Source organism: Nannocystis pusilla, assembly GCF_026626665.1.
GTDB lineage: Bacteria > Myxococcota_A > Polyangia > Nannocystales > Nannocystaceae > Nannocystis > Nannocystis pusilla.
In genome coordinates, this window is sequence record NZ_JAPNKE010000002.1 from 2,262,105 (window position 1) to 2,282,089 (window position 19,985).

A 19,985-nucleotide genomic window follows, 5' to 3' on the forward strand; every position below is an offset into this window, starting at 1 on the left:
GGTCAGGGCATCGACTCGACCAGGCGGAGGAACGCGCGGTGATGCGTGAGCGGCAGCATGTGGCCGGCGCCGGGGACGGTGATCGGCTCGGCCCGCGGGAGGGTGGCCGCGAGCCGCTCGGCGACGGCGCGCGGGGCCGCGGGGCCGTCGTCGCCGGTGACGAGGCGGATCGGACAGGTCACTCGGGCCAGGTCGGCGGGGACGAAGGGGGCGCCGAAGACCGCCGGGCCGCCGATGAAGTGGCGCTCGCGGGCGCCGGCGACGATGGCCAGCCGATCGGCCTCGGGCAAGAAGTCCCACAGCTCCGGGTCGCTCCAGAAGTCGAGGAAGCGGCGCGTGGCGGCTGCGGGATCGCCGGCGAGGACGAGGGCGCGGCACTCGGCCTCGACGGCCTGCACGGGGGCGAGGGCGGGGTCGTCGGGCGCCAGCAGGCCGAAGGCGACCGGCTCGACGAGCACGAGGTCGCGCACCCGCGCGGGGGCGGTCAGCGCCAGGCTCAGGGCCAGGACGGCGCCGTAGGAGTGGCCGACGACGCGGGCGGGGCCGCCGAGGACGTCGAGCAGGGCGAGCAGGACCGCGACCTGGCGCTCGAGCAAGGTCTCGGGGGACATGTCCTCGGGGCAAGGCGTGTGGCCGTGGCCGTAGAGGTCGGGCGCGGCGACGGACCAGCGCGGGGCGAGGGCGGCGAGGGCCCGCTCCCACTGCACGCCGCTGCTGGCGCCGGCGTGCAGCAAGAGCAGGGCGGGGCCGCTGCCGGCGTGGCGGTAGAAGGTGACGGCGCGGTCGGCGTGGAGGTGCGGCACGGGCGGGCTCGGAGATAAATGATGGGACAGGTTCCAATGAACATGTGCGAACGGACATGTCTTTCGGGTCATGCGGCGACGGGGCGGCCGAGCTCGAGCACGCGGGCGCCGCCGAGGGCGGCGATGTCCTCGGGGTCGTGGGCGGACAGGACCAGGCCGACGCCGCGGGCGCGGGCGGCCACGAGGGCGGCGATCAGGGCCCCGCGGGCCTCGCGGTCGAGGCCGGCGAACGGCTCGTCGAGGACGTAGAGGACGCCGTCGCCGAGGGTGAGCGCGGCGGCGACGAGGCGCTTGCGCATGCCGAGGCTGTAGGTGGTGGCGAGGTGGTCGATGGCGGGGCCGAGGTCGGCGAGGGCGATCACGCGCTCGCGGCCGAGCGGCTCGCGGAACACGCCGGCGTAGAACTCGACGAGCTCGCGGCCGGTGAGGCCCTGCGGGACCTCGACCTCCTGCGGGAGGTAGCGCAGGGCAGCGCGCGCGGCGAGCGGGGCGCCGCGCAGGTCGTGACCGCCGAGGACGACGCGGCCGGCGTCGGGGATCACGCCGCCGGTGAGGCAGCCGATCAGGGTCGACTTGCCGGCGCCGTTGGGGCCGACGAGCACGAGGACCTCGCCGGCGTCGAGGTCGAGGTCGAGCTGGTCGAACAGACAGGTCGTGCCGTAGCGCTTGGTCAGGCCGCGGGCGACGAGGGGGGCGGTCATGCGCGGCAGTGTAGCGCCGCGGACGGCGCCGTGGGGGCCGACGAGGGCGGGGCGAGCGCGACGCCGGGCGAACGTGAGGTCGGCGACCCGGCGAGCACGGGCAGGGGCGCACCGCTCCGAGCGTCCGGGCGCGACGAACGCCCCGGCGTGCTCGGAGCCGGCGGGAGGGCTCGCGTCGACCTCGCGCAGGGCCGCGGGTCGTCGCGGCGAATGACGGCAGGAGCCGGCGCGTGGCCGGGCCGCCGCGGGTCATGGCAATGATCACAGGCGGTCCTTGTAATCCGGGGCACAGGTGTCGGTGCATCTCGACAATGTGCATACGACCGCCTTCCGCGGCGCCCAGGCTGGGCCTTCGTGGCAGGCGGTGGGCCGGGTGTGGCGCGGCGCAACGTTCGGGCGATTGCCCGGCGCGGCTCTCACCGCATACTTTCGCCGGCGCCGCGCGCGGATCTCTGGGCGGCCGCAGCGCGAGGTCGGGGAGGTGATCCAGGTTGCTCGCTCGTATCGGCGCAGCTGCGACGTGCCGGTGCGCGTCGGATCGGGGACGCGGCCGACGGGGCGCGGACACGGCAGCGACGCGTGGGTGTAGGTCGAACGGACGCCACGAGCATGAAGTCGTGGGCGTCGGCGAGGCGGTAAGCGCAGCGAGGCGGCGGCCGGGCGCGGGGCGGGGACGAGAGGGCCGCTGCGAGCCGCCGCGCTGTGGGCCGCAGCAAGATCCGCGATTGCCTCGCTCCTCCGTGGTCCCACATTGCGCGACGGTGCGGCACGTGGGCAAGTCGCGGGCCGCCGGAAACGAGGAATGCGATGCTATGGAATCAGATCGGAAGTCTCGTCGGGAGTTTGGCGTTAGCGATCCCTTTTGTTCAGCCCTGTAATCCCGACACCGGACCGGGGGTCGACCCCGAGGGGCTGCCCGTCGGCGAGCAGCCGTGTTGCGAGGTGTCGCAGGCGCCGGCGTGCGACGAGCCGGAGGTCGTCGAGTGCGTGTGCGAGCGCGACGCGTATTGCTGCGAGACCGAGTGGGACTCGACCTGCGTCAGTCAGGCCGACGAATTCTGCGACGGGCAGTGCGCGTAGAGCATTGCGAAGGGCGTGGGATCGACGAGCGCCGCGACCCGCTGCGGCTCACTTGAGGACGGCGAACAGGTTGCTGTAATCGTCGGTCCACATGCGGAGGTCGGTCGAGACGCCGCTGAGGTCGCCCTGGCGGGTCTTGACCAGCGGGTCGTCGAGGAACGCCTGGTTGCGGGTGAGCAGGCCCCAGTCGGCCGCGTAGACGCCGCGCGGGTCGTCGCTGAAGTTCTCGATCCAGACGAAGCTCCACTCGAAGTGCTGCGCGAACTGCTTGAGCACCGGGCGGATGTCGACGTGCCGGTTGCTCATGTTGGCGGCGAGGATGCCGTCGGGCTTCAGGTGGCGGAAGTAGGTGACGAACGCCTCGCGGGTGAGCAGGTGCATCGGGATGGCGTCGCTGCTGAAGGCGTCGAGGATCAGGACGTCGTAGGCCTGATCGGGCTCGCGCTCGAGCGAGAGGCGGCCGTCGCCGAGCACGACCTCGGTCCTGGCCTCGGTGCGATCGAAGTAGGTGAAGTACTCGCGGCTGAGCGGCTCGACCTCGGGGTCGATCTCGTAGATCCGGATGCTGTCGCCCGGGCGGCCGTAGGTCAGCAGGGTGCCGGAGCCGAGGCCGAGGAGGCCGATCTTGAGCGGCTCGCCGAGCTTGCGCTTGGGGTGGCGCGTCAGCGCGGTGCCGATGCCGCTCTCCTCGGCGAAGTACGAGTTGTGCCACATCTGCCGCTCGCGGTCGCGGTACTGGAAGCCGTGGTTGATGGCGCCGTGGAACAGGATCCGCCGCGCCTGCAGCGGATCGTGGGTGTAGCGGTCGGAGACCCGCAGGACGCCGAAGAAGCCGCGCTCGATCGTCAGCGCCTCCTTGGTGCGGTAGCGGGCCTCGATCCCGAGGTTGACCGCGAGCAGGACGATGGCGGCGACCGGCAGCAGCCAGGCCAGGCGGGCCCGGCCGTGGTTGACGCGGGCGCCGTCGTCGACCCACCGGGCGCCGGCGGGGCTGTCCTGCGGGACATGGCCGGAAGGACCTGTCTGAACGCGCAGGCTCCACAGGAACCCGAACAGCAGCATGCACAGCAGGGCGCCGGCGAGCGGGCCGATGTAGCGGAACGAGTCGGGGCTCTCGCTCTGGATCCGCCACAGGGTGTAGGCGACGGCCGCGGCGCCGGCGAGGACGATGGCGGAGACGGGGCGGCCGCGCAGCTCGAGCCGCTGGTCGCGGCGGAAGGCGTACAGGACCAGCAGCGAGGTGGCGACGAGGCCGATGTGCAGCTCGTAATAGGCGGAGAACAGCAGCGGGGCGATCGCGCCGACGAACACGCCGCCGAGCGCGCCGCCGACCGAGAGCGCGAGGTAGAAGGCGGTGAGGTGACGCGGGTGCGGGCGGAGACGGTACAGCTCGCCGTGGCAGACCATCGCGTAAATGAAGATCGCGGCGCAGTAGACCAGGGCCTGCTGCTCGATGCCGGCGTCGGCGCCCGCGAGCATGAGGCCGACCACGCCGGCGGTGGCGCCGACGAACAGCGGGTAGAACAGGACCCGCGGGTACCAGCGCTCGGACGAGAAGCAGAGGATGAAGCTCAGCAGGTAGAGCGCGAGCGGGATGACCCATAGGAACGGGACGCTGGCGACGTCGATCGCCATCTGGTTGGTCATCGCCAGCAGCATGATCGAGGCGCAGGCCCCGAGCGCGACCCACACGGCCCGCAGGCCCCAGGTCGGCGCCGGGACGGCGGAGGCGTCGCCGGCGGGCCGCTCGGCGGCCCGGCCGGCCCCGGCCGCGCGCGTGGTCTGCACCGCGATCGCGCCGCACAGCAGGCAGAAGCCGGCGAAGCCGAAGAACCATAGCGAGGCCTGAGTGACCGAGCCGAGCCGCGGCTCGACGAGGAACGGGAAGGTCAGGAGGCCCAGCAGCGAGCCGATGTTCGACAGGGCGTAGAGAGGATAGGGCGAGCGCGACGGGTGCAGCCGCGAGAACCACGCCTGCACGAGCGAGCCGGTGGTCGACAGGGCGAAGTACGGCAGGCCCACGCTGACCGTCAGCACGAGCAAGATCTGCAGCAGCGGGACGCCGTCTCCTTCGGGCTTGTAACCTTCGGGCGGGAAGATGGTCGGCGCGCTGGCGAGGACCGCCGCCGCGAGCACGCCCAGGTGCACGAGGCCCTGGCGACGCGCCGGCAGGGCGATCACTGCGTGCGCGTACGCATAGCCGGCCAGCAGCAGGACCTGAAAGAACAGCATGCACGTGGTCCACACCGCAGGCGTGCCGCCGAACCAGGGGAGGATGATCTTGCCGATCAGAGGCTGGACCTGGAACAGGAGGAATGCGCTGAGGAAGATGGTGAGGGCGAAGAGCAGCACGGGCGTGGGGACGGTGACGTCGCCGCGAGGGTATCACCGGCGCCGGGGGCCGATGTCATGCGGTTCGGGTCGAAAAGGACGTGTGTCCGCCGCGGGGGCTCGTGGGCCCGCCAGGGTCCGTGCGCCAGCTAACGAGACAGGCGGCGGCGCGAGCGGCGAGGCGGGACTGGCCTCGGATATAAGGAGGATGCTGCCATGACCCGATTTCGTCGTACCTGCACCCTTCTCGCCACTCTGTTGACCCTCCCCGCGTGCAGTGACGACGGCGGGACGTCGAGCGGGGGCTCGACCGCCGGCGTGACGACTGCGCCGACCACGAATAGTACGAACAGCACGAACGGGACGACGACCACCGGCTCGTCCAATTCGGGCACCGACAGCACGTCGGAGGCCAGCGGCGGCAACAGCGACAGCGACAGCGAGACGGCGGCGCCGACCAGCACCGGGATGGTCGATCCGACCACGTCCGGCGGGTTCCCCAAGCTCGACGTCGGCGTCGAGGAGACCACCGACGGCGTGACCACCGACGGCGACGAGATGGGCTGTCGCAAGGTCGACTTCCTGTTCATCATCGACAACTCGGGGTCGATGAGCGACGAGCAACAATCGCTGATCGACAGCTTCCCCGGCTTCATCTCGGCGATCCAGAGCCAGCTCGACGAGGCCCAGGACTATCACATCATGGTGATCGACACCGACCCGTGGGTGTTCGGCGGCTGCAACCTGATCTGCCCGCTGTTCGGCAACACCTGCCCGGTGGCCGGCCTCGATTACACGTGCGGCACGCCGCCGCTCGAATGCGAGGACGTGCTCGGGGCCGGCGTGACCCACCCGCGCGGCCTGCAGTCGAGCTCGAAGGACTGCAACTTCTCGACCGGCTTCCGCTACATGGACGTGACCGAGCCCGACCTCACGTCGACGTTCGCCTGCGCGGCCCAGGTCGGCACCGGCTCGACCTCCGACCCGGAGCGACCGATGGAGGCGATGGTCCAGGCGGTCGCCCCGACCGGCCCGGCGTTCGAGTGCAACACCGGCTTCCTGCGCAAGGACGCGATCCTGGTCGTCACCATCGTCACCGACGAGGACGACAACTTCGGCGACGGCTCGGCCGGCAACGCGGCCGGCTGGAAGGCGTCGCTGGTGGCCGCGAAGAAGGGCGACGAGAAGGCGCTGGTGGTGCTCGGCCTCTACGGCGACAACGACCAGCCGAACGGCATCTGCGGGCCGCTGGTCGACAGCTCCGGCGCCGAGCCGAGCCCGCGGATCCGCGAGTTCGTCGAGTCGTTCGGCGATCAGGGCATCTCGGGCAGCGTCTGCGCGCCCAGCTACGACTCGTTCTTCTCGGAGGCGGTCGGCCTCATCGCCCAGACGTGCGACGATTTCGTGCCCCCGCCGATGTGATGTGATTGGGCCGTAAGGACATGTTCCCGGGGGCATGTCCCGGAGCATGTCCTCGGGGACATGCTCGAAGGAGAGGGTCGCGAGCCGACGCCCGACCGCCGGGGTCGGCCGGGTCGGCGCCGAGCGCACAGGCCGGGGCGTCGGCGACAGGCCGAAGCCGGGCGAGTACAATCCGCCGACCTCGATGACGCGACCCGGTGACCCCCTGCAGGCGCGCGAGCGCGCGGCGACGGAGTGAGGCGGTGGACTTCGTCCTGCCGGAGCGGCCGATCCGCATGCGCCTCCTCGCCGGGCGCGGCCACTACGAGGCGGTGATCCCGGCGCTCCGCTCGGCGCGCACGAGCGTGTGGATCGCCACCGCGAGTTGAAGGAGCTGCTGGTCGAGGACCCGCGGGCGACGGCCCGCTCGCGCAGCCGCTTCCACTCGGTGCTCGAGGTGTTCAGCGCGCTGGCCCAACAGAAGGTGGAGCTGCGGATCTTGCACGCAGCGCCGCCGTCAGGGCCGTTCCGCCGCAGCTTCGACCGCCGCTCGCGGCTGTACAAGGGCGGGCTGGAGCTGCGCCAGTGCCCGCGCGTACACCTCAAGACGGTCATCATCGACGGCCGCCTGTGCTACCTCGGCAGCGCCAACTGGACGGGGGCAGGGCTCGGCGCGAAGGGCGAGGGCCGCCGCAACTTCGAAATCGGGATGCTCACCGAGGACGAGGACGTGATCGACCAGGTGCAGGCGATGTACGAGGCGATCTGGAGCGGTCGCATGTGCAAGGCCTGCAAGCTGCGCAACTCGGGCTGCGAGGCGCCGCTCGACCTGGCGACGCGCCCGGTCGCGCTCAAGCCGAAGCGAGCCCCGTAGAAGCCGTTCGACGGCCGCCATGGTGTGGCTTCGACCCGCGTCCGCGAGCGCCCGGATGAGCCGTTCGCAGGCCCGCGCTCGAGGTCCCTACGTCTGCTCGAGCGCGTACGACACGTACACCGCGCGGGAAATCGCGACCCATCTCTCCTGCCGGAACGACTCGTCGAGCAGCCCATCGGACAGGTCGTAGTCGAGTTCGAGTAAGTCTTCCGCGAGGCTGACTGTGGGGCGCGGACGTTGCCGCGATTGGCGACGCGCTCTGTTCGCGGAGGTACGGGGTTCGGAGCCAGGCCTGTGACCCTGCCGCTGCGCGAGGCGGCGGGCTGAGCCGTGCGCGCGTGCTAGAGTCGCGCGCATGAGCGAGACGCTCGAACTCAAGTGTCGCTGCGGCGCGGTGCGTGGGCTGCTCTCCGAGGCGTCCCCGCGATCGGGCATCCACGCGGTGTGCTACTGCCGCGACTGCCAGGCGTTCGCGCGCTGGCTCGGCGGCGAGGGGCTGCTCGACGCGGCGGGAGGCACGGAGATCTTCCAGACCACGCCGGCGCAGATCACCCTCCACACCGGCCAGGAGCATCTCCGCTGCCTGCGGCTGTCGGAGAACGGGCTGCACCGCTGGTACGTCGACTGCTGCCGCACGCCGGTGGCCAACACGACGGGGAGCTCGCGGGTGCCGTTCGCCGGGCTGCTGGTGCCGTTCGTCGCCGTGGACGCGCCCACCCGCGAGCGCGTGCTCGGGCCGGTGGTGGCCCGCCTGTTCGGCCGCGACGCGACCGGGCCGACGCCGCCGGGCACCCCGGAGAAGATGGCGGTGACGGCCATCCCGCGGGTGCTGTGGCTGATGGGCCGCGGCCTCGTGCACCGGCGCGCCCAGCCGTCGCCGTTCTTCGCCCCGTGGGCCAAGCTGCCGCGCGTGACGCCGCAGGTGCTCGCGCCCGAGGAGCGCGCGGCGCTCGGGCCGGTGTGGAGGGCTGTCCCGAGGGGCATGTCCGCAGGTGCATGCGCTTGCGGACATGCTCAAGGGGACATGCTCGTTCAATCATGCCCGATCGGGCAGCTGAGTCGGTAGCGTGGACGCGGCTGAGGGACGGCTCGAGGTGGTGCGGAACCGCGCCCATCTCGCGTCACCGGGATCGGCGGTCGATCGGGTCCCAGTCACACCGGAACAGCGACGGCTACCCGAGCCGCTTGAGTTGACCGGATCGCGAGGGCGAGGTGCCGGCCCCGGCCGGGGACCGAGGGCCGGGCTCGCCGAGCGAGCGGAGCAGGCGGGCGGGAACCGCGAGAGACATGGCTGTTTGGGCATGATTTATCGGACATGACCATGCAGGCATGGTCGATCGGACATGTCCTGAGCGACAGAATCATGCGACGCCGGGCCTGCACCCCTCGCGCAAGCGGTCGCGGACCTACTCGCGGAGCTCCTCGAGCAGGCCGCGGACGCGCTCCTGGTCGCGCAGGCGGCCGGGGACCAGCTCGAGGTAGCGCTCGTAGTGGCGGCGGGCGGCGGGCAGGTCGCCGAGCTCGCGCTCGATGTCGCCGAGCAGGCGGTGCAGCTCGCCGACGTCCGGGGCGAGGGCCAGGGCGACGCTGGCGGAGGCCAGGGCCTGCTCGGGGAGGCCGCGGGCCAGCAAGCCGCGGGCGTGGCCGAGGGCCTCGAGGGCCTCCTTGTAGTCGCTGTACTCCTCGCTGTGCAGCAGGCGGTCGGCGGGGAAGTCGTCGAGCGGGGCCGGGCGCTCCTGGCGGCGGCCGAGGGCGTGGCGCAGGTCGATCGCGCGGAAGCGGCCGAGCGCCGAAGGGCCCTCGCCGACCCACATGACCATCGCGGTGGCGTCGACGACGACGGCGTGGGTCAGGTGGAGGTTGTCGACCGCGTTGCGGTTGCCGAGCCCGAGCTCGCTGCCGCCGAGGCCCTTGCGGTCGCGCAGGATCGCCACAGCCCGCGCCGGGTCGACCGGCGCCTCCGCGAGCAGCTCGCCGAGCCGGTCGTAGCGGTAGCCGCTCGAGGTGAAGCGGCGAATCCGGTCGTTCTGGGCGTCGCGCTCGAACGACTCGCGCAGCATGTGATTGGTGGCCCACACCAGCGCCTGGTCGTCGCCGCGGGGCTTGCGGTCGTCGCGGTCGCGCGCGAGCTCGACGACGGCGGCGCGACGCTGACGGCCGTCGCCGACCAGCACCGCGCCCGAGGTGCGCGCCGGCGCGGCTTGCAGGATCTCGAGCGCCTGCTCGAGGGTGTCGGCGTCCTCGAGGATCTGGCGCAGGATGAGCGGCAGCGGCACGCCCTCCTCGAGCGCGTCGTCGGTGCGCGTGGGGTCGAGGGCGACGAAGATCCCGCGGGCGTTGATGCCGGTGACGACGCCCATGAGGCCGGCCCAGCCGACCGAGGCGAACGGGTACTTGCCGTCGGGGTGGACGATGGTGACCAGGCGGTCGGGCTCGACGTCGAGGCCGAGGTCGGCGAAGAAGCTGCGGCCGATGACGAGGTTGCCGCGCTCCCCGCCGCCCTTGGGCCGGGCGGCGGCGGCGAACATGTTGCCCTCGAGCAGGACGTCGTCGAGGCGGCGGGTCAACTCGACGAAGCTCTGGTCGAGGAACAGGCGGTGATAGCTCGACAGCCGCTCGCCGCCGGCCTCGGGCATGGCGGCGGCCAGGGCGGCCAGCTCGCGGCGGACGCCGGGGGCCAGGCTGTGGTCGGACTCGCGGAAGTCCCAGCGCATGACCATGTCGGCGGTCCAGCGCTCGAGACCCTCGGGGTAGCGGTTGCGCAGCAGGCGCGCGACGTCGCGGTCGAGCTCCCCCCACAGGCGGGCGGCGAGGCGGCCGTGGGCGTCGCCGATCTCCTCCGGCGGACCCTCGAGGTGGAGGAACCACAGGCGGCTCTCGCGGGTGAGCGAGGACCGGCCGTAGGCGACGCGGCGGCCGGCGCGGTCGACGGTGAGCTCGGCGGCCGGGACGCGGACCTCCTCCGGAGACAGGTCGGTGTACGAGAGATAGCCGGAGTAGAGCGCGAAGGTGAGGATCGTGAGGGTGACGACGAGGGCGACCACGGCCCGCAGGAGCGCGAGCACGCTGCGGCCCTCGGGCGGCCCTCCGGATGCGAGTCTCACCATGGCGCGGGCGCGAGCCTACCAGGCCCGGAGCGCGGTGGCGGCTTATACTCGCGCCGCCATGACGAGAAGGTGCGCGAGCTTGCTCGGACTGTGGATCTTGTGCTCAGGCGGCTGCGAGCCGGAGAAGCCGCCGGCGCCGACGAAGCCGCAGTCGGCCCCGGCGACCGCCGAGGCCGGCGAGGCGGGCGCGGCGGTGCTGCCGGCCGACGCGAAGGACGCGATTTTGACGTTCGCGGGCGACCGTGGGCAGTTCAAGGACACCGGCAAGCCGGCCGACGTGCCCGAGGAGGCGCGCGGGCTGGTGCGGGTGACGCTGCTGCAGGGCCCGCAGCCGCCCGAGGGGACGGTGTGGGCGGCGAACTTGAAGACGCCCGAGGCCGACGGGTCGTGGAAGCTGTCGACCGTGCCGCGCGCGCAGTTCGAGGAGCTGGCGCTGGGGCTCGGCCGCAGCAGCGCGGCCCGCTGCCGCCGGGGCTCGAGGCGCCGGTGGTGGCCCCGCGTGAGGCGGACGTCATCGTCTACAAGACCGAGTGGTGCGGGGTCTGCAAGCAGGTGCAGTCGTACCTCGACAAGAAGGGCGTCAAGTACGTCGCCAAGGACATCGAGAAGGACTCGACCGCGGCCGGCGAGCTGCGGGCCAAGGCCAAGGAGAAGGGCGTGCAGACCGGGAGCGTGCCGGTCATCGACGTGCGCGGCGAGCTGATGGTCGGGTTCAACCGCGCGCGGCTCGAGCAGCTGCTCTGAGGCGGACCCCGCCTGAACCGCGAGCGGGGTTCGGCGAAGTCCGAATCACTCGTCGCACGAGTGGCGGGCTCGCTCGTCGCGCTGGCGTGCGAGTGGACCCATGCTCGCGTCCCTCTCGCAGGGCCTCGTCGGCCGGCGTGTGCGGGCGGCATGTGTGGGCGGCGCAGTGGCGGGCGTCCGTGGCGGGGCGCAGGGCCGCCCGCCTGTTGCCGTAGCGGGGCGCACAGGCGCGGCGCGGCCGGTTGCGTCCGGCTGAGGCCGGGGCTAGCGTCGTCTCATGACGGGTGTCTCCACGGACTGGACGCGCCGCGCGGCGCTGAGGGTCGGCGCGTTGACTCTTGGCCTGGCCGCGGAGACAGCCGCGGCGCACCCGCTGGCGGCCACGCCGCCGGAGCAGGAGCGCGAGGACGACCACTGGCGCCCGGCCGAGCTCGAGTCGTGGGCGATCGAGCCGCCGCCGCCGCTGGCCGCCGACTCGGAGTACCCGCTGGCTGCCGCGTTCGACCCGGCCTGCTCGTGCAACTACTCGGTGAACGGCATCACGTCGTACCAGCACGTCGTCGTCCACACGATGCAGGGCAGCTACTCCGGCACCAAGTCGTGGTTCAAGAACCCGGACGCGCAGGTGTCGTGCCACTACATCATGCGCTCGGTCGACGGCGAGGTCACGCAGATGGTCCTCGACAAGGACAAGGCGTGGCACGTCGGCTCGTCGAACGCGACGTCGATCGGCATCGAGCACGAGGGCTACATCGACGACCCGGCCAAGTGGTACACGTGGGAGACGTATGTCTCTTCGGCCAGGTTGGCGCGCTGGCTGACGACGCGCCACGACATCCCGGTCGACCGCGATCACATCCTCGGCCACGTCGAGCTGCCCAACCAGAGCCACACCGATCCGGGCGCCGGCTGGAACTGGGACATGTACATGGGGCTCGTGCAGGACGTGGTGCCGCAGGGCCAGATCCAGGTCGCGGTGGTCGACCGCAGCAAGCTGTGCACCATCACCGCGACGGTGAGCACGTACCTGCAGCGCACCGCCGAGTCGACCGACCTGCTGACCGCGCCCGAGCTGTGTCCGATCGCGGCCGGGACGCAGGTGACGTACCTGCACGCGTCGGCGCCGATTGGCGCGCGCCGGAGATTGTTGATGGAGGCCGGCCAGGGGCCGTGCGCGGGGGTCAACGGGCTCGACGCGGAGGCGTTCGTCGACCCGACCCACTTCACGGCCATGTGCGCGCCGGCGGCGATGGCGGCGGTGGGGGCGACGGTCAGCCTCGACGGCGGGCCGGGGCTGGCGGTCGACGCCAACGGGTTCGTGAACCTGCCGCCCGTCGGGCCGGGGTCGCACGCGCTCGACGTGGCCGGGCCGGGGCTGTACGAGCCGGCGGCGGACATGGTCGACCTGGCGGTGTACCCGGGCGTGCGCGTGGCGATCGCCGTCGATCCGGTGGCCGTCGAGCCGCCCGATCCGACCGGCGGCGAGACGGGCGGCGGAGAGACCGGCGGCGGCGAGACCGGCGGCGCGGGCGAGACGGGGGCGGGCGAGGTCGGCGGTGAGGTCGGGGGCGAGGTCGGCGAGACCGGCTTGCCAGATCCGACCGAGGCGCCGACCTCCGGGCCCGACAGCGGCGAGCCGACCACCGCCGACGGGAGCTCGGGCGAGGCGGAGGCCGGCGGCGACGAGGCCGGCCCGCCGGTGCTCAGCGGCGCCGCCCTGCCCGAGGGCTACGGGCAGAACGACGAGGACGGCTGCGCGTGCCGCTCGGGCGCGGGCGGGCGTGAGGGCTGGCTCGCGGCCGGCCTGGTGCTCCTGGGGCTCGGGCGTCGGCGCCGGCGCTGAGGGCACCGACGATTGACCATGTCTCAAGGGACATGCCCTTTGGGGTATGGCGCCCGAGACATGCCCTGGGGACATGTCCCGAGGGGCATGTCACTGGACCTGGGCGATCAGCGGGCCGAACTGGTCGGCGGGGGTGTACTTGTGGAAGTGGTGGGCCGGCTCGGGCATGGCGGTGCCGCTGCGCAGCTCGTCGAAGTGCTCGGTGAAGCGGACCTGCGACGGGAACACCAGGACGCTCGGCAGGGTCTCGCTGGCGAACGCGCGCTTGATCGTCTGTTTCTCCGGCGTCTCCTGGGTGACGTCGATCTTGATCAGCTCGAAGCGGCTCTCGAGGACCGGCTCGATCTCCTCGTGGTGGAAGGTCAGCTTCTCCATCTCGAGGCAGGGGGCGCACCAGGTGGCGCCGAAGTCGATGACGACCGGGAGGTTGCGGTCCTGGGCGCGGGTGAGCGCCTCCTCGAGCTCGGCGATGGTGTGGACCTCCTTCCACGAGCCGGACGGGACGTAGACGGTGTTGTTGATCAGCACCTGGATCCCGAGCACCGTGGCGGTGACGGCCACGCCCTTGCGGGCCTTCTCGAGCGGATCGCCGTAGAAGCTGAGGTGGATGGCGCCGGCGAACAGGCCGATGAGGGTCAGCGCCGCGCCGAGCCACACGCCCCAGGTCGGGTCGGCGAGGAAGCGGCGCAGCTCGGGGCTGAGCGGCGCGAGGAACCACAGCGACATCACCAGCAGGGCGACGCCGAACACGCTCTTGACGTACTCCATCCACCGGCCGGGGCGGAACAGGCTGGCGCCGAGGGCCACCGCGAAGAACAGGGTGCCCATGCCGAGCGCGTACGTGAACAGCAGGCTGGCGCCGTAGGCCAGGCTGTCGCCCTCGGCCGCGCCCTTGGCGATGACCGCGAGCAGCGACAGCAGCACCGGGCCGGTGCACGGGGCCGAGATGAAGCCGCTGACGAGGCCCATGAGGAAGGCGCCGACCGGGCCGGTGCCGCCGACGGCGTTGAGGCGGGTCTGCACCGACGCCGGCAGCTGCAGCTCGAACGCGCCGAACATGCTGGCCGCGAGCGCGAGCAGCACGGCGACGATCGGCAGGACCACCACCGGCTCGCCGAGCCAGGCGCCGAACTGGCCGCCGGACAGCGCGACGACGATGCCGAGCGTGGTGTAGAGCGTGGCCATGCCGAGCACGTAGGCGCTGGCGAGGAACAGCGCCCGACCGCGGGAGACGCCCTTGGCCCCGAACACCGCGACGGTGATCGGGATCAATGGATAGACGCAGGGCGTGAGGTCGACGAGGACGCCCTGGCCGAATGCCCAGGCGTAGGTGCTGAGGGTGGCAGCGTCGAACGCGTCGGTCGGAGACATGATGGCGACCTGAACCATACGACGCCGGGCCGCGTGGCGCCGCGTGACGCGCTCGGGCGCGCGCCGCGACGGGCGTGCGGTCACGCGCCAACCAGAGTTGGCAGGGCCCGCCGAGCCTCCCTAGCGGCCGCGCACGGGGCAGGGGAGCTCGCGGCCGGCGATCGCCTCGGCGTTGTTCAGCTCGTCGACGGTGGCCGGCGAGAGCGCCGCGCAGCAGCCGTAGGCGCTGTGGTCGCGGATCAGGCTGACGAGCAGGTCCTCCGGCAGGCCGTAGCAGCACGCGGGCACGACCGCCCGCGGATCGTCGCGCGGCACACAGGCGGGCATGGCGAGGCAGCTGCCGTCGTCGGGGTCGGTGCAGGCGACGCGCACGCTGGGGGTCGGGTCGGTGTAGTCGAGGACGACGTCGGTGCCGCCGAGCAGGGCCGTGCCGACCAGGCCGTCGAAGCTGGAGCGCCTCGGGGCTGGTGTCGCGGCGGACGGCGGAGGCCAGCGGGTGATCGGCCGGGACGACGAGGGTCGGGATCCACCGGTTGGGATCGACGCGGCCGTCGCTGGCCACGAACGCCTGGCCGACCACGGCCGCGGTGGTGAAGCCGGCCGAGCCGGGGGTCAGGTTGTCGGTGGCCGAGCGGCAGTTGTCGGCGGCGGTGCGCGGGACCTTCTCGCGCGCGGCCATGTTGCACTGCGAGCGGAGGGCGCGGAGGCGCACCTCGAGGCGCTGACAGGCCGTCTGGCCGGTGGTCTGCGTCAGGCCGGGGACGAGCGCGAGGCTGCGGACGCGCAGCTCGATCAGCGGGCGCTCGGCGGTGCCGGCCGGCGGCCACCCGGCCGCGCGCAGCTGGCCGGCCTGTCCGATGAGACAGGCCGGCGTGCCGGGCTGGACGCCGCTCGAGAGGCCGCCGTCGCCGAAGCACGGCGGCAGGTCGAGGCTGCCGAACATGCGCTGCGCGCTGTCCTCGAACAGCACCAGGCCGGGCACGCCGGTGGCGATCAGGACCGAGGCGTCGTGGCCGTGGTCGATGTCGTCGGCCGCCAGGGCGACCTCTTGCAGGCCGCAGCCGGCGCGCAGGTCGGCCCGCTTGACGCCCGTGGGCGAGCGGAAGCTGCCGGGCTTACCTGGCCCCGAGGCCAGCTCGCAGCTGTTGCTGCCCGCGCTGTAGACCACGGCCGCCGGCGGCGCGCCGAGGCAGGCGTCGAGGACCATGCGCGTCGACTGCAGGGCGCTCTCGGGGTGGTTGCGGTCGAACACGCCGAAGCTGGCGAGGTCGCAGTCGTCGCCGTCGGGCTGCTGGCACACGTCGTCGATCAGCTTGCCGAGCAAGAGGCCCGGGAACTGCAGCGGGAGGGCGGCGCTGCCCTGATCGGCGAGGGCGCTCTCGACGCCGGGGAACTCGCGGTAGAAGGTGATCTGCGGGCCGTCGCTGCCGCGCGCGTCGGTGAAGCGGACGGCCATCTGACGCAGGACGTTGCCGCCGAGCACGCCGCCGACGAACGGCGCCGCGGTGCCGTCGCCGACCTGCCAGCCCCACGAGACGTCGGCGGTGTCTCGCGGCAGGCGGATGTAGGGCGTCGAGTCGAAGCGGAAGCGGGCGATCGCCTTGTCGGCCGCGCCTTCGATCGGCGGCTCGGCCAGGGTCTCCTTGGCGGTGCGGACCTCGAAGCAGCCGCGCACCGCGGTGATCGGGCCGTCGCCGACGAGGGTGGTGATCGGGCTGCCGCTGTCGACCACGAGCGGCAGGCAGGCGTCGGGCGGACAGCTCTCGGGCGCGGTGGTGCAGACCGAAGGGCAACCACCGGCCGCGTCCTCGCCGGGGCAGCCGTCGGGGCGATAGACGAGGCGCGGCAGCGGGGAGGCGTCGCCGCTGCCGAGCGGGAGCGGGCGCCCGAACTCGCCGACGATGAGGATCTCGTCCTGCGGGCAGGCGGTCAGCGCGACCACGAAGAGAGGCGCCGCCAGCGTCAGGCTGGGGCGCCTCGTTCGGGAGCTGTCGGCGGCGCGGGCCACGACCCTCAGGCTAACACAGGCGGGCCGCGGCGCTCGCACGTCGTCGCGAGGCCCGGGGCCCTCGCGCCGGTCAGTTCTTCTTGGCCAGCTCGACCAGCTTGTTCTCGAGGCGCAAGATCAGCTCGTCGACGCCCTTGTCGCGGATGATCTTGTTGAACTCGAACTTGTAGTTCTTGGCCAGGCTGACGCCGTCGGTGACGATGTCCTCGACCTTCCAGGTGTCGCCCACGGCGTGCATGACGTAGACGACCTCGACGACCTCGGGCTTGCCGTCACGCGTGAGGGCGATGTTGGTGATGACCCGGATGTCGCCGCCGACCTTGGCGTCCTCGCCGACGATGGTCAGCTCGTACTTCTTGTCGCTGCGCAGCCGCTTGAGGTAGTTCTCGCGGATCAGCTTGGTGAGCAGCGCCTCGAACTCGGCGCAGCGCGGGGCGCACTTGTTGGCGTAGCGCGCCGGGCCGCCGAGCGAGGCCTCCGCGAGGGCCTTGTAGTCGAGCAGCAGGTCGACTTCCTTCGCCAGCGTCTCGGGGTCGGCCCGCTTCTTCACCAGCTCGAGGACCTTGTTGTGCCGCTCCTTGAACACGGCGGAGGGCGATGCCGGAGCGTTGGCCGCCTCGGCGGCGGGCGCGTGCCCGAAGAAGACGAAGGTGGAAAGCACGAACCCGGCGATGAGACTGCGAGCGGAAGTGGGCATTTTCGGCCTCGGAGGTGGGCGCTCGGACGGCAGCCCTGGGTGCGACATTCAGCCCGTTACGAACCAGTTTCAAGGGCTTGAAGTGACGGAAATGGTGTTCGGGGGCGCGGAGGCCGCCGAGGAGTTGGGGGACGCCCCCAGGGAAGTGCCGACCGCGCGGGAGAGGGCCGCGAGGGCGACGTTGTGAGCGTGGATGGCCTCGAATTGCTTGAAGCGCCACTCGGCCCAGCGGGTCAGGGCCTTCTCGAGCTCGGCGAAGTTGCCGCCGCCGACGGTCTGCTTGACCTGCTGGTCGACGACGAGCTGCTTGGCCTTGCGGGTCGCCTGCTCCGTCAGCTTGACCGATCGATCGGCGTGCTGCAGGTCGCGATAGGCCTTCTCGACCTCGAGCCCGAGCAAGTAGCGCGCGGCCTCCCGCTGGTGCTCTGCCTCACGCCGCTCGGCCCGGGCCTTCTTGAGGCCGAAGTAGCTGTTGTGGAAGTCGAGGTTCCAGTTCATCGCGAAGGCGAAGATGACGCGGTTGTAGTTGTACCGGTCGAAGTAATAGAGCGCCTTCATGGCCCGGTCGGCCTGGTTCATGTACGAGATCTGCACCGACACCGCGATGCCGAAGTCCGGCAAGAACTGCGAGCGCGCGAACTTTTCGCCGGCCTTGCGCAGCTCGACCAGGCCGGCCGCCATCTTCGCCTCGGGCCGCTGCTGCGCGCCGAGCTCGCGGTAGTGCGGCAGCTCGCGGAGGCCGCCGTCGATGCCGTCGGTGACGAGCGCCCGCTCGGCGATGTCGAAGCCGACCGGCGCGGCCTCGCCGGCGATCGTCCACAAGGTGGCGAGCGCGACCGCCTCGATCTTGCGGGCCTCGAGCGCGCGCTCCATCAGCGTCAGCTCGCCGAGCTCGACGCGCGGCAGGTCGGCGGGATCGCGGTCGGGGTTGGACTCGTCCGGGTCGGCGTCCTCGGTCTCGCCGAGGTCGACCATGATCTGACCCTTGGCCTCCTGGACGACCTTCCACGCCTCGTCGAGGATGTCGAGGCTCTCGCGCGCGAGCAGCAGCGCGGTGTGGGCCTGGTAGACGCGGAGGACGGTCTCCTGGCGGGTCCGCTCCTTGTTGAGCCGGGCGAGGGCGACGCCCGCGGCCGCCATCTCCTTGCCGCTCTTGATCTTGCCGGAGGTGAACAGCGGGATGATGAAGTCGGCGCCGAAGCGGACAGCGATGCCCGCTTCCTTGAGCTGGCGGAAGTAGCCGCTGATGGTGTCGACGTCGACGATGCCCATGCCGTTGGCGCCCGCAGGCGAGCAGTACTGGAAGTCGATCGGATCGCCGCCGCCGGTGGTCTGGAGCTGGACGTCCTGGCAGCGGGTGTAGACGCCGGGCGCGAGCGCGGTGGTGGTCTTGATGACCGGCACCCACGAGAACTTGGCCCGCAGCAGCGTCGACTCCATCTGCTCGATCTGCGCGTCGGCGGCCTTCACCAGCGGGTTCTGCAGGCCGTACGCGACGATCTGCTCGCGCGTCAGCTCGGGCACGCCGGGCGGGCGCGGGCCGTAGGCGTCGGTGCGCGCGGCGATCGGCAGGTTGAACGGCTGATCGGGCGAGGGCGGCGGCTGGCTCTTCGGACCTGTCGGTTTGGACGTGGTCGAAGAGACAGGCGCCGGCGGCGAGGCGCCGGGCGCCGGGACGGCCGGTGCGGCGGCGGGCGCCGGGGCGGCGGCGACGGGCGAGGCGACCGCCAGCGCGACGACGAGGCTCCCGAGCGTGCGTACGAACCCTGCTGCCCTCGGCTGCGGCACGGGGACTCTTTTAAAGGGCGGCCCTGGCGGCGATCAAGGGGCGCGGGGCGGACGCGGGGGTGCGTTCGCCGCGATGTGCTCGCGCTTGCGCGGGACCGGGGGATTGCCATGGTTTGGCCCGTGACTCCGCTCCAGTCGTCCGCGGGCCCGCAGGGCCTGACATTTGTCCGCCTCGCCGCGCTGCCGCACGGGCGTCGCATTTTGCTACGCCTGTCGGGCGCCGACGTGCGCCGCTTCCTCCAGGGGATCCTGTCGGCCGACGTCGAGGCCGCCAGGCCCGGCCACGCGCTGCCGGCCGCGATCCTGACGGTGAAGGGCAAGCTCGTCACCGAGGCGATCCTGCTGGCGTGCGGCGATGGTTCGCTGCACCTGGCGCTGCCGGCGGAGGCCGCGGACGAGGCGATCGCGCTGCTCGATCGCCACATCATCATGGACGACGTCGCGCTCGCGCGCGCCGAAGATGTCGAGTTTGCAATGGTGTGGCCGGAGCCGCTCGTCGCCGCCGGCGTCGAGTGCCTGGCGACGCAGTACCCGGGGCCGGGCTGGCTGGTGTTCGGCGCGCCGGCGGCGGTGGCGGCGGCGGTGGCGAGCGCCGCCGAGGCGTCGCCGGCGACGTGGGACGCGCGGCGCATCGAGGCGGCCGCGCCCGGGTGGGGCCGCGAGATCACGCCGGGCACGTTCCCGCCCGAGGTCGGGTTCGTGGCGGCGGTCAGCTACGACAAGGGCTGCTTCATGGGCCAGGAGCCGCTGGCGCGCATCCACGCGCGCGGGCAGGTCAACCGGGTGCTGGTGCGGGTGCACGCCGGGACATGTCCGGAAGGACCGGTCGAGCTGGCGGCGTCCGACCGCCCGCAGGCGGGGCACGCCGCGACCTGGGCGCCCGACCCGAGCGGCGGCGCGAGCGGGCTGGCGATCGTCCACCGCAGCGCGGCGAGCCCGGGGACGGTGCTGAGCGCCGCGGGGATCGGGCCGGTCGAGGTCCGCTCGGGGCCGCTCGGGGACGATCCCGGGGTCAAGGGCCGGAAGTGAGGGCGGCTGTCTCTCGGGACACGTGAGGACGGGCCGCACGGCGGCGAGGCTGCGTGAGCGGTCGCTCGCGCGTGGGGCCCGTCATCACACCGGAATAGCGACGGCTACCCGATGGGCCGCACAGTTTGGGACGAGCCCGGAAGCACGGCGCGCACGAGCGATCGACTCGGTCCTTCCGAGAATGTCCGGACGGATGGGGGGAGCGGGT

General features: G+C 72.3%; 17 protein-coding genes. 9 read left to right on the forward strand and 8 right to left on the reverse strand.

Annotation, left to right across the window (positions count from 1 at the left end; translation table 11 throughout):
• Positions 1-2: 2 nt before the first annotated feature.
• Both OV079_RS09860 and OV079_RS09865 read right to left on the reverse strand, forming a co-directional pair.
• Positions 3-875 carry an alpha/beta fold hydrolase gene (locus OV079_RS09860; protein WP_267767742.1) on the reverse strand — a complete coding sequence of 291 codons (873 nt, stop codon included), beginning with the start codon at positions 873-875 and terminating at the stop codon, positions 3-5.
• A complete protein-coding gene (locus OV079_RS09865; protein ID WP_267767743.1) occupies positions 872-1,504 on the reverse strand; it encodes an ATP-binding cassette domain-containing protein in 633 nt (210 codons plus the stop codon). The genes OV079_RS09860 and OV079_RS09865 overlap by 4 nt, the downstream gene beginning before the upstream one ends.
• 942 nt (positions 1,505-2,446) lie before the next feature.
• Between OV079_RS09865 and OV079_RS09870 the strand changes: the two genes are divergently transcribed.
• Entirely contained in the window at positions 2,447-2,584 is a 138-nt protein-coding gene (locus tag OV079_RS09870) for a hypothetical protein (RefSeq protein ID WP_267767745.1), read from the forward strand.
• A 48-nt stretch (positions 2,585-2,632) separates the two neighbouring features.
• On the opposite strand, the gene OV079_RS09875 is transcribed toward OV079_RS09870, so the two are convergent.
• Positions 2,633-4,936 carry a spermidine synthase gene (locus tag OV079_RS09875; protein ID WP_267767746.1) on the reverse strand — a complete coding sequence of 768 codons (2,304 nt, stop codon included), beginning with the start codon at positions 4,934-4,936 and terminating at the stop codon, positions 2,633-2,635.
• A gap of 195 nt (positions 4,937-5,131) precedes the next feature.
• Here OV079_RS09875 and OV079_RS09880 point away from each other — a divergent pair, with 195 nt between their 5' ends.
• From OV079_RS09880 to OV079_RS09895, 4 genes are all read left to right on the forward strand, one after another.
• Complete coding sequence (locus tag OV079_RS09880) at positions 5,132-6,337, forward strand: hypothetical protein (protein WP_267767748.1); 1,206 nt, start codon at positions 5,132-5,134, stop codon at positions 6,335-6,337.
• Positions 6,338-6,579: 242 nt separating this feature from the next.
• Entirely contained in the window at positions 6,580-6,705 is a 126-nt protein-coding gene (locus OV079_RS09885) for a hypothetical protein (protein ID WP_267767751.1), read from the forward strand.
• A complete protein-coding gene (locus OV079_RS09890) occupies positions 6,684-7,190 on the forward strand; it encodes a phospholipase D family protein (protein WP_267767752.1) in 507 nt (168 codons plus the stop codon). Before OV079_RS09885 ends, OV079_RS09890 begins: the two co-directional genes overlap by 22 nt.
• Positions 7,191-7,545: 355 nt before the next feature.
• On the forward strand, positions 7,546-8,256 hold the full coding sequence (locus OV079_RS09895; RefSeq protein WP_267767754.1) for a DUF6151 family protein: 711 nt from the start codon (positions 7,546-7,548) through the stop codon (positions 8,254-8,256).
• Positions 8,257-8,596: 340 nt separating this feature from the next.
• On the opposite strand, the gene OV079_RS09900 is transcribed toward OV079_RS09895, so the two are convergent.
• Positions 8,597-10,297, reverse strand: a complete 1,701-nt coding sequence (locus OV079_RS09900) for a C45 family autoproteolytic acyltransferase/hydrolase (protein WP_267767756.1) — start codon at positions 10,295-10,297, stop codon at positions 8,597-8,599.
• A gap of 486 nt (positions 10,298-10,783) precedes the next feature.
• Between OV079_RS09900 and OV079_RS09905 the strand changes: the two genes are divergently transcribed.
• Positions 10,784-11,041: a glutaredoxin family protein gene (locus OV079_RS09905; protein ID WP_267767759.1), complete on the forward strand. Its 258-nt coding sequence runs from the start codon at positions 10,784-10,786 to the stop codon at positions 11,039-11,041.
• 331 nt (positions 11,042-11,372) lie between these two features.
• Positions 11,373-12,884 carry an N-acetylmuramoyl-L-alanine amidase gene (locus OV079_RS09910; RefSeq protein ID WP_267767761.1) on the forward strand — a complete coding sequence of 504 codons (1,512 nt, stop codon included), beginning with the start codon at positions 11,373-11,375 and terminating at the stop codon, positions 12,882-12,884.
• Between the two features lie 90 nt (positions 12,885-12,974).
• Here OV079_RS09910 and OV079_RS09915 read toward each other — a convergent pair whose 3' ends face one another.
• Both OV079_RS09915 and OV079_RS09920 read right to left on the reverse strand, forming a co-directional pair.
• Complete coding sequence (locus tag OV079_RS09915; RefSeq protein ID WP_267767763.1) at positions 12,975-14,255, reverse strand: protein-disulfide reductase DsbD family protein; 1,281 nt, start codon at positions 14,253-14,255, stop codon at positions 12,975-12,977.
• 120 nt (positions 14,256-14,375) lie between these two features.
• Positions 14,376-14,627, reverse strand: coding sequence for a hypothetical protein (locus tag OV079_RS09920; RefSeq protein ID WP_267767766.1), 252 nt, complete (start codon positions 14,625-14,627; stop codon positions 14,376-14,378).
• A gap of 55 nt (positions 14,628-14,682) precedes the next feature.
• Between OV079_RS09920 and OV079_RS09925 the strand changes: the two genes are divergently transcribed.
• A complete protein-coding gene (locus OV079_RS09925) occupies positions 14,683-16,410 on the forward strand; it encodes a hypothetical protein (protein WP_267767768.1) in 1,728 nt (575 codons plus the stop codon).
• Here the strand turns inward: OV079_RS09925 and OV079_RS09930 are convergent.
• Both OV079_RS09930 and OV079_RS09935 read right to left on the reverse strand, forming a co-directional pair.
• On the reverse strand, positions 16,334-16,924 hold the full coding sequence (locus tag OV079_RS09930; RefSeq protein WP_267767770.1) for an MlaC/ttg2D family ABC transporter substrate-binding protein: 591 nt from the start codon (positions 16,922-16,924) through the stop codon (positions 16,334-16,336). The genes OV079_RS09925 and OV079_RS09930 overlap by 77 nt on opposite strands.
• A gap of 105 nt (positions 16,925-17,029) precedes the next feature.
• Positions 17,030-18,748, reverse strand: a complete 1,719-nt coding sequence (locus OV079_RS09935; RefSeq protein WP_267767772.1) for a TolC family protein — start codon at positions 18,746-18,748, stop codon at positions 17,030-17,032.
• Positions 18,749-18,868: 120 nt separating this feature from the next.
• Between OV079_RS09935 and ygfZ the strand changes: the two genes are divergently transcribed.
• Positions 18,869-19,777 (forward strand): CAF17-like 4Fe-4S cluster assembly/insertion protein YgfZ, encoded by a 909-nt coding sequence (gene ygfZ, locus OV079_RS09940; protein WP_267767774.1) that lies wholly within the window; start codon positions 18,869-18,871, stop codon positions 19,775-19,777.
• The last annotated feature ends 208 nt before the right edge of the window (positions 19,778-19,985 follow it).

Coding starts and splice junctions, on each gene's coding strand:
- OV079_RS09860 (WP_267767742.1), bottom strand. CDS start 875: ATGACCCGAAAGACATGTCCGTTCGCACATGTTCATTGGAACCTGTCC.
- OV079_RS09865 (WP_267767743.1), bottom strand. CDS start 1,504: ATGACCGCCCCCCTCGTCGCCCGCGGCCTGACCAAGCGCTACGGCACG.
- OV079_RS09880 (WP_267767748.1), top strand. CDS start 5,132: ATGACCCGATTTCGTCGTACCTGCACCCTTCTCGCCACTCTGTTGACC.
- OV079_RS09895 (WP_267767754.1), top strand. CDS start 7,546: ATGAGCGAGACGCTCGAACTCAAGTGTCGCTGCGGCGCGGTGCGTGGG.
- OV079_RS09900 (WP_267767756.1), bottom strand. CDS start 10,297: ATGGTGAGACTCGCATCCGGAGGGCCGCCCGAGGGCCGCAGCGTGCTC.
- OV079_RS09915 (WP_267767763.1), bottom strand. CDS start 14,255: ATGTCTCCGACCGACGCGTTCGACGCTGCCACCCTCAGCACCTACGCC.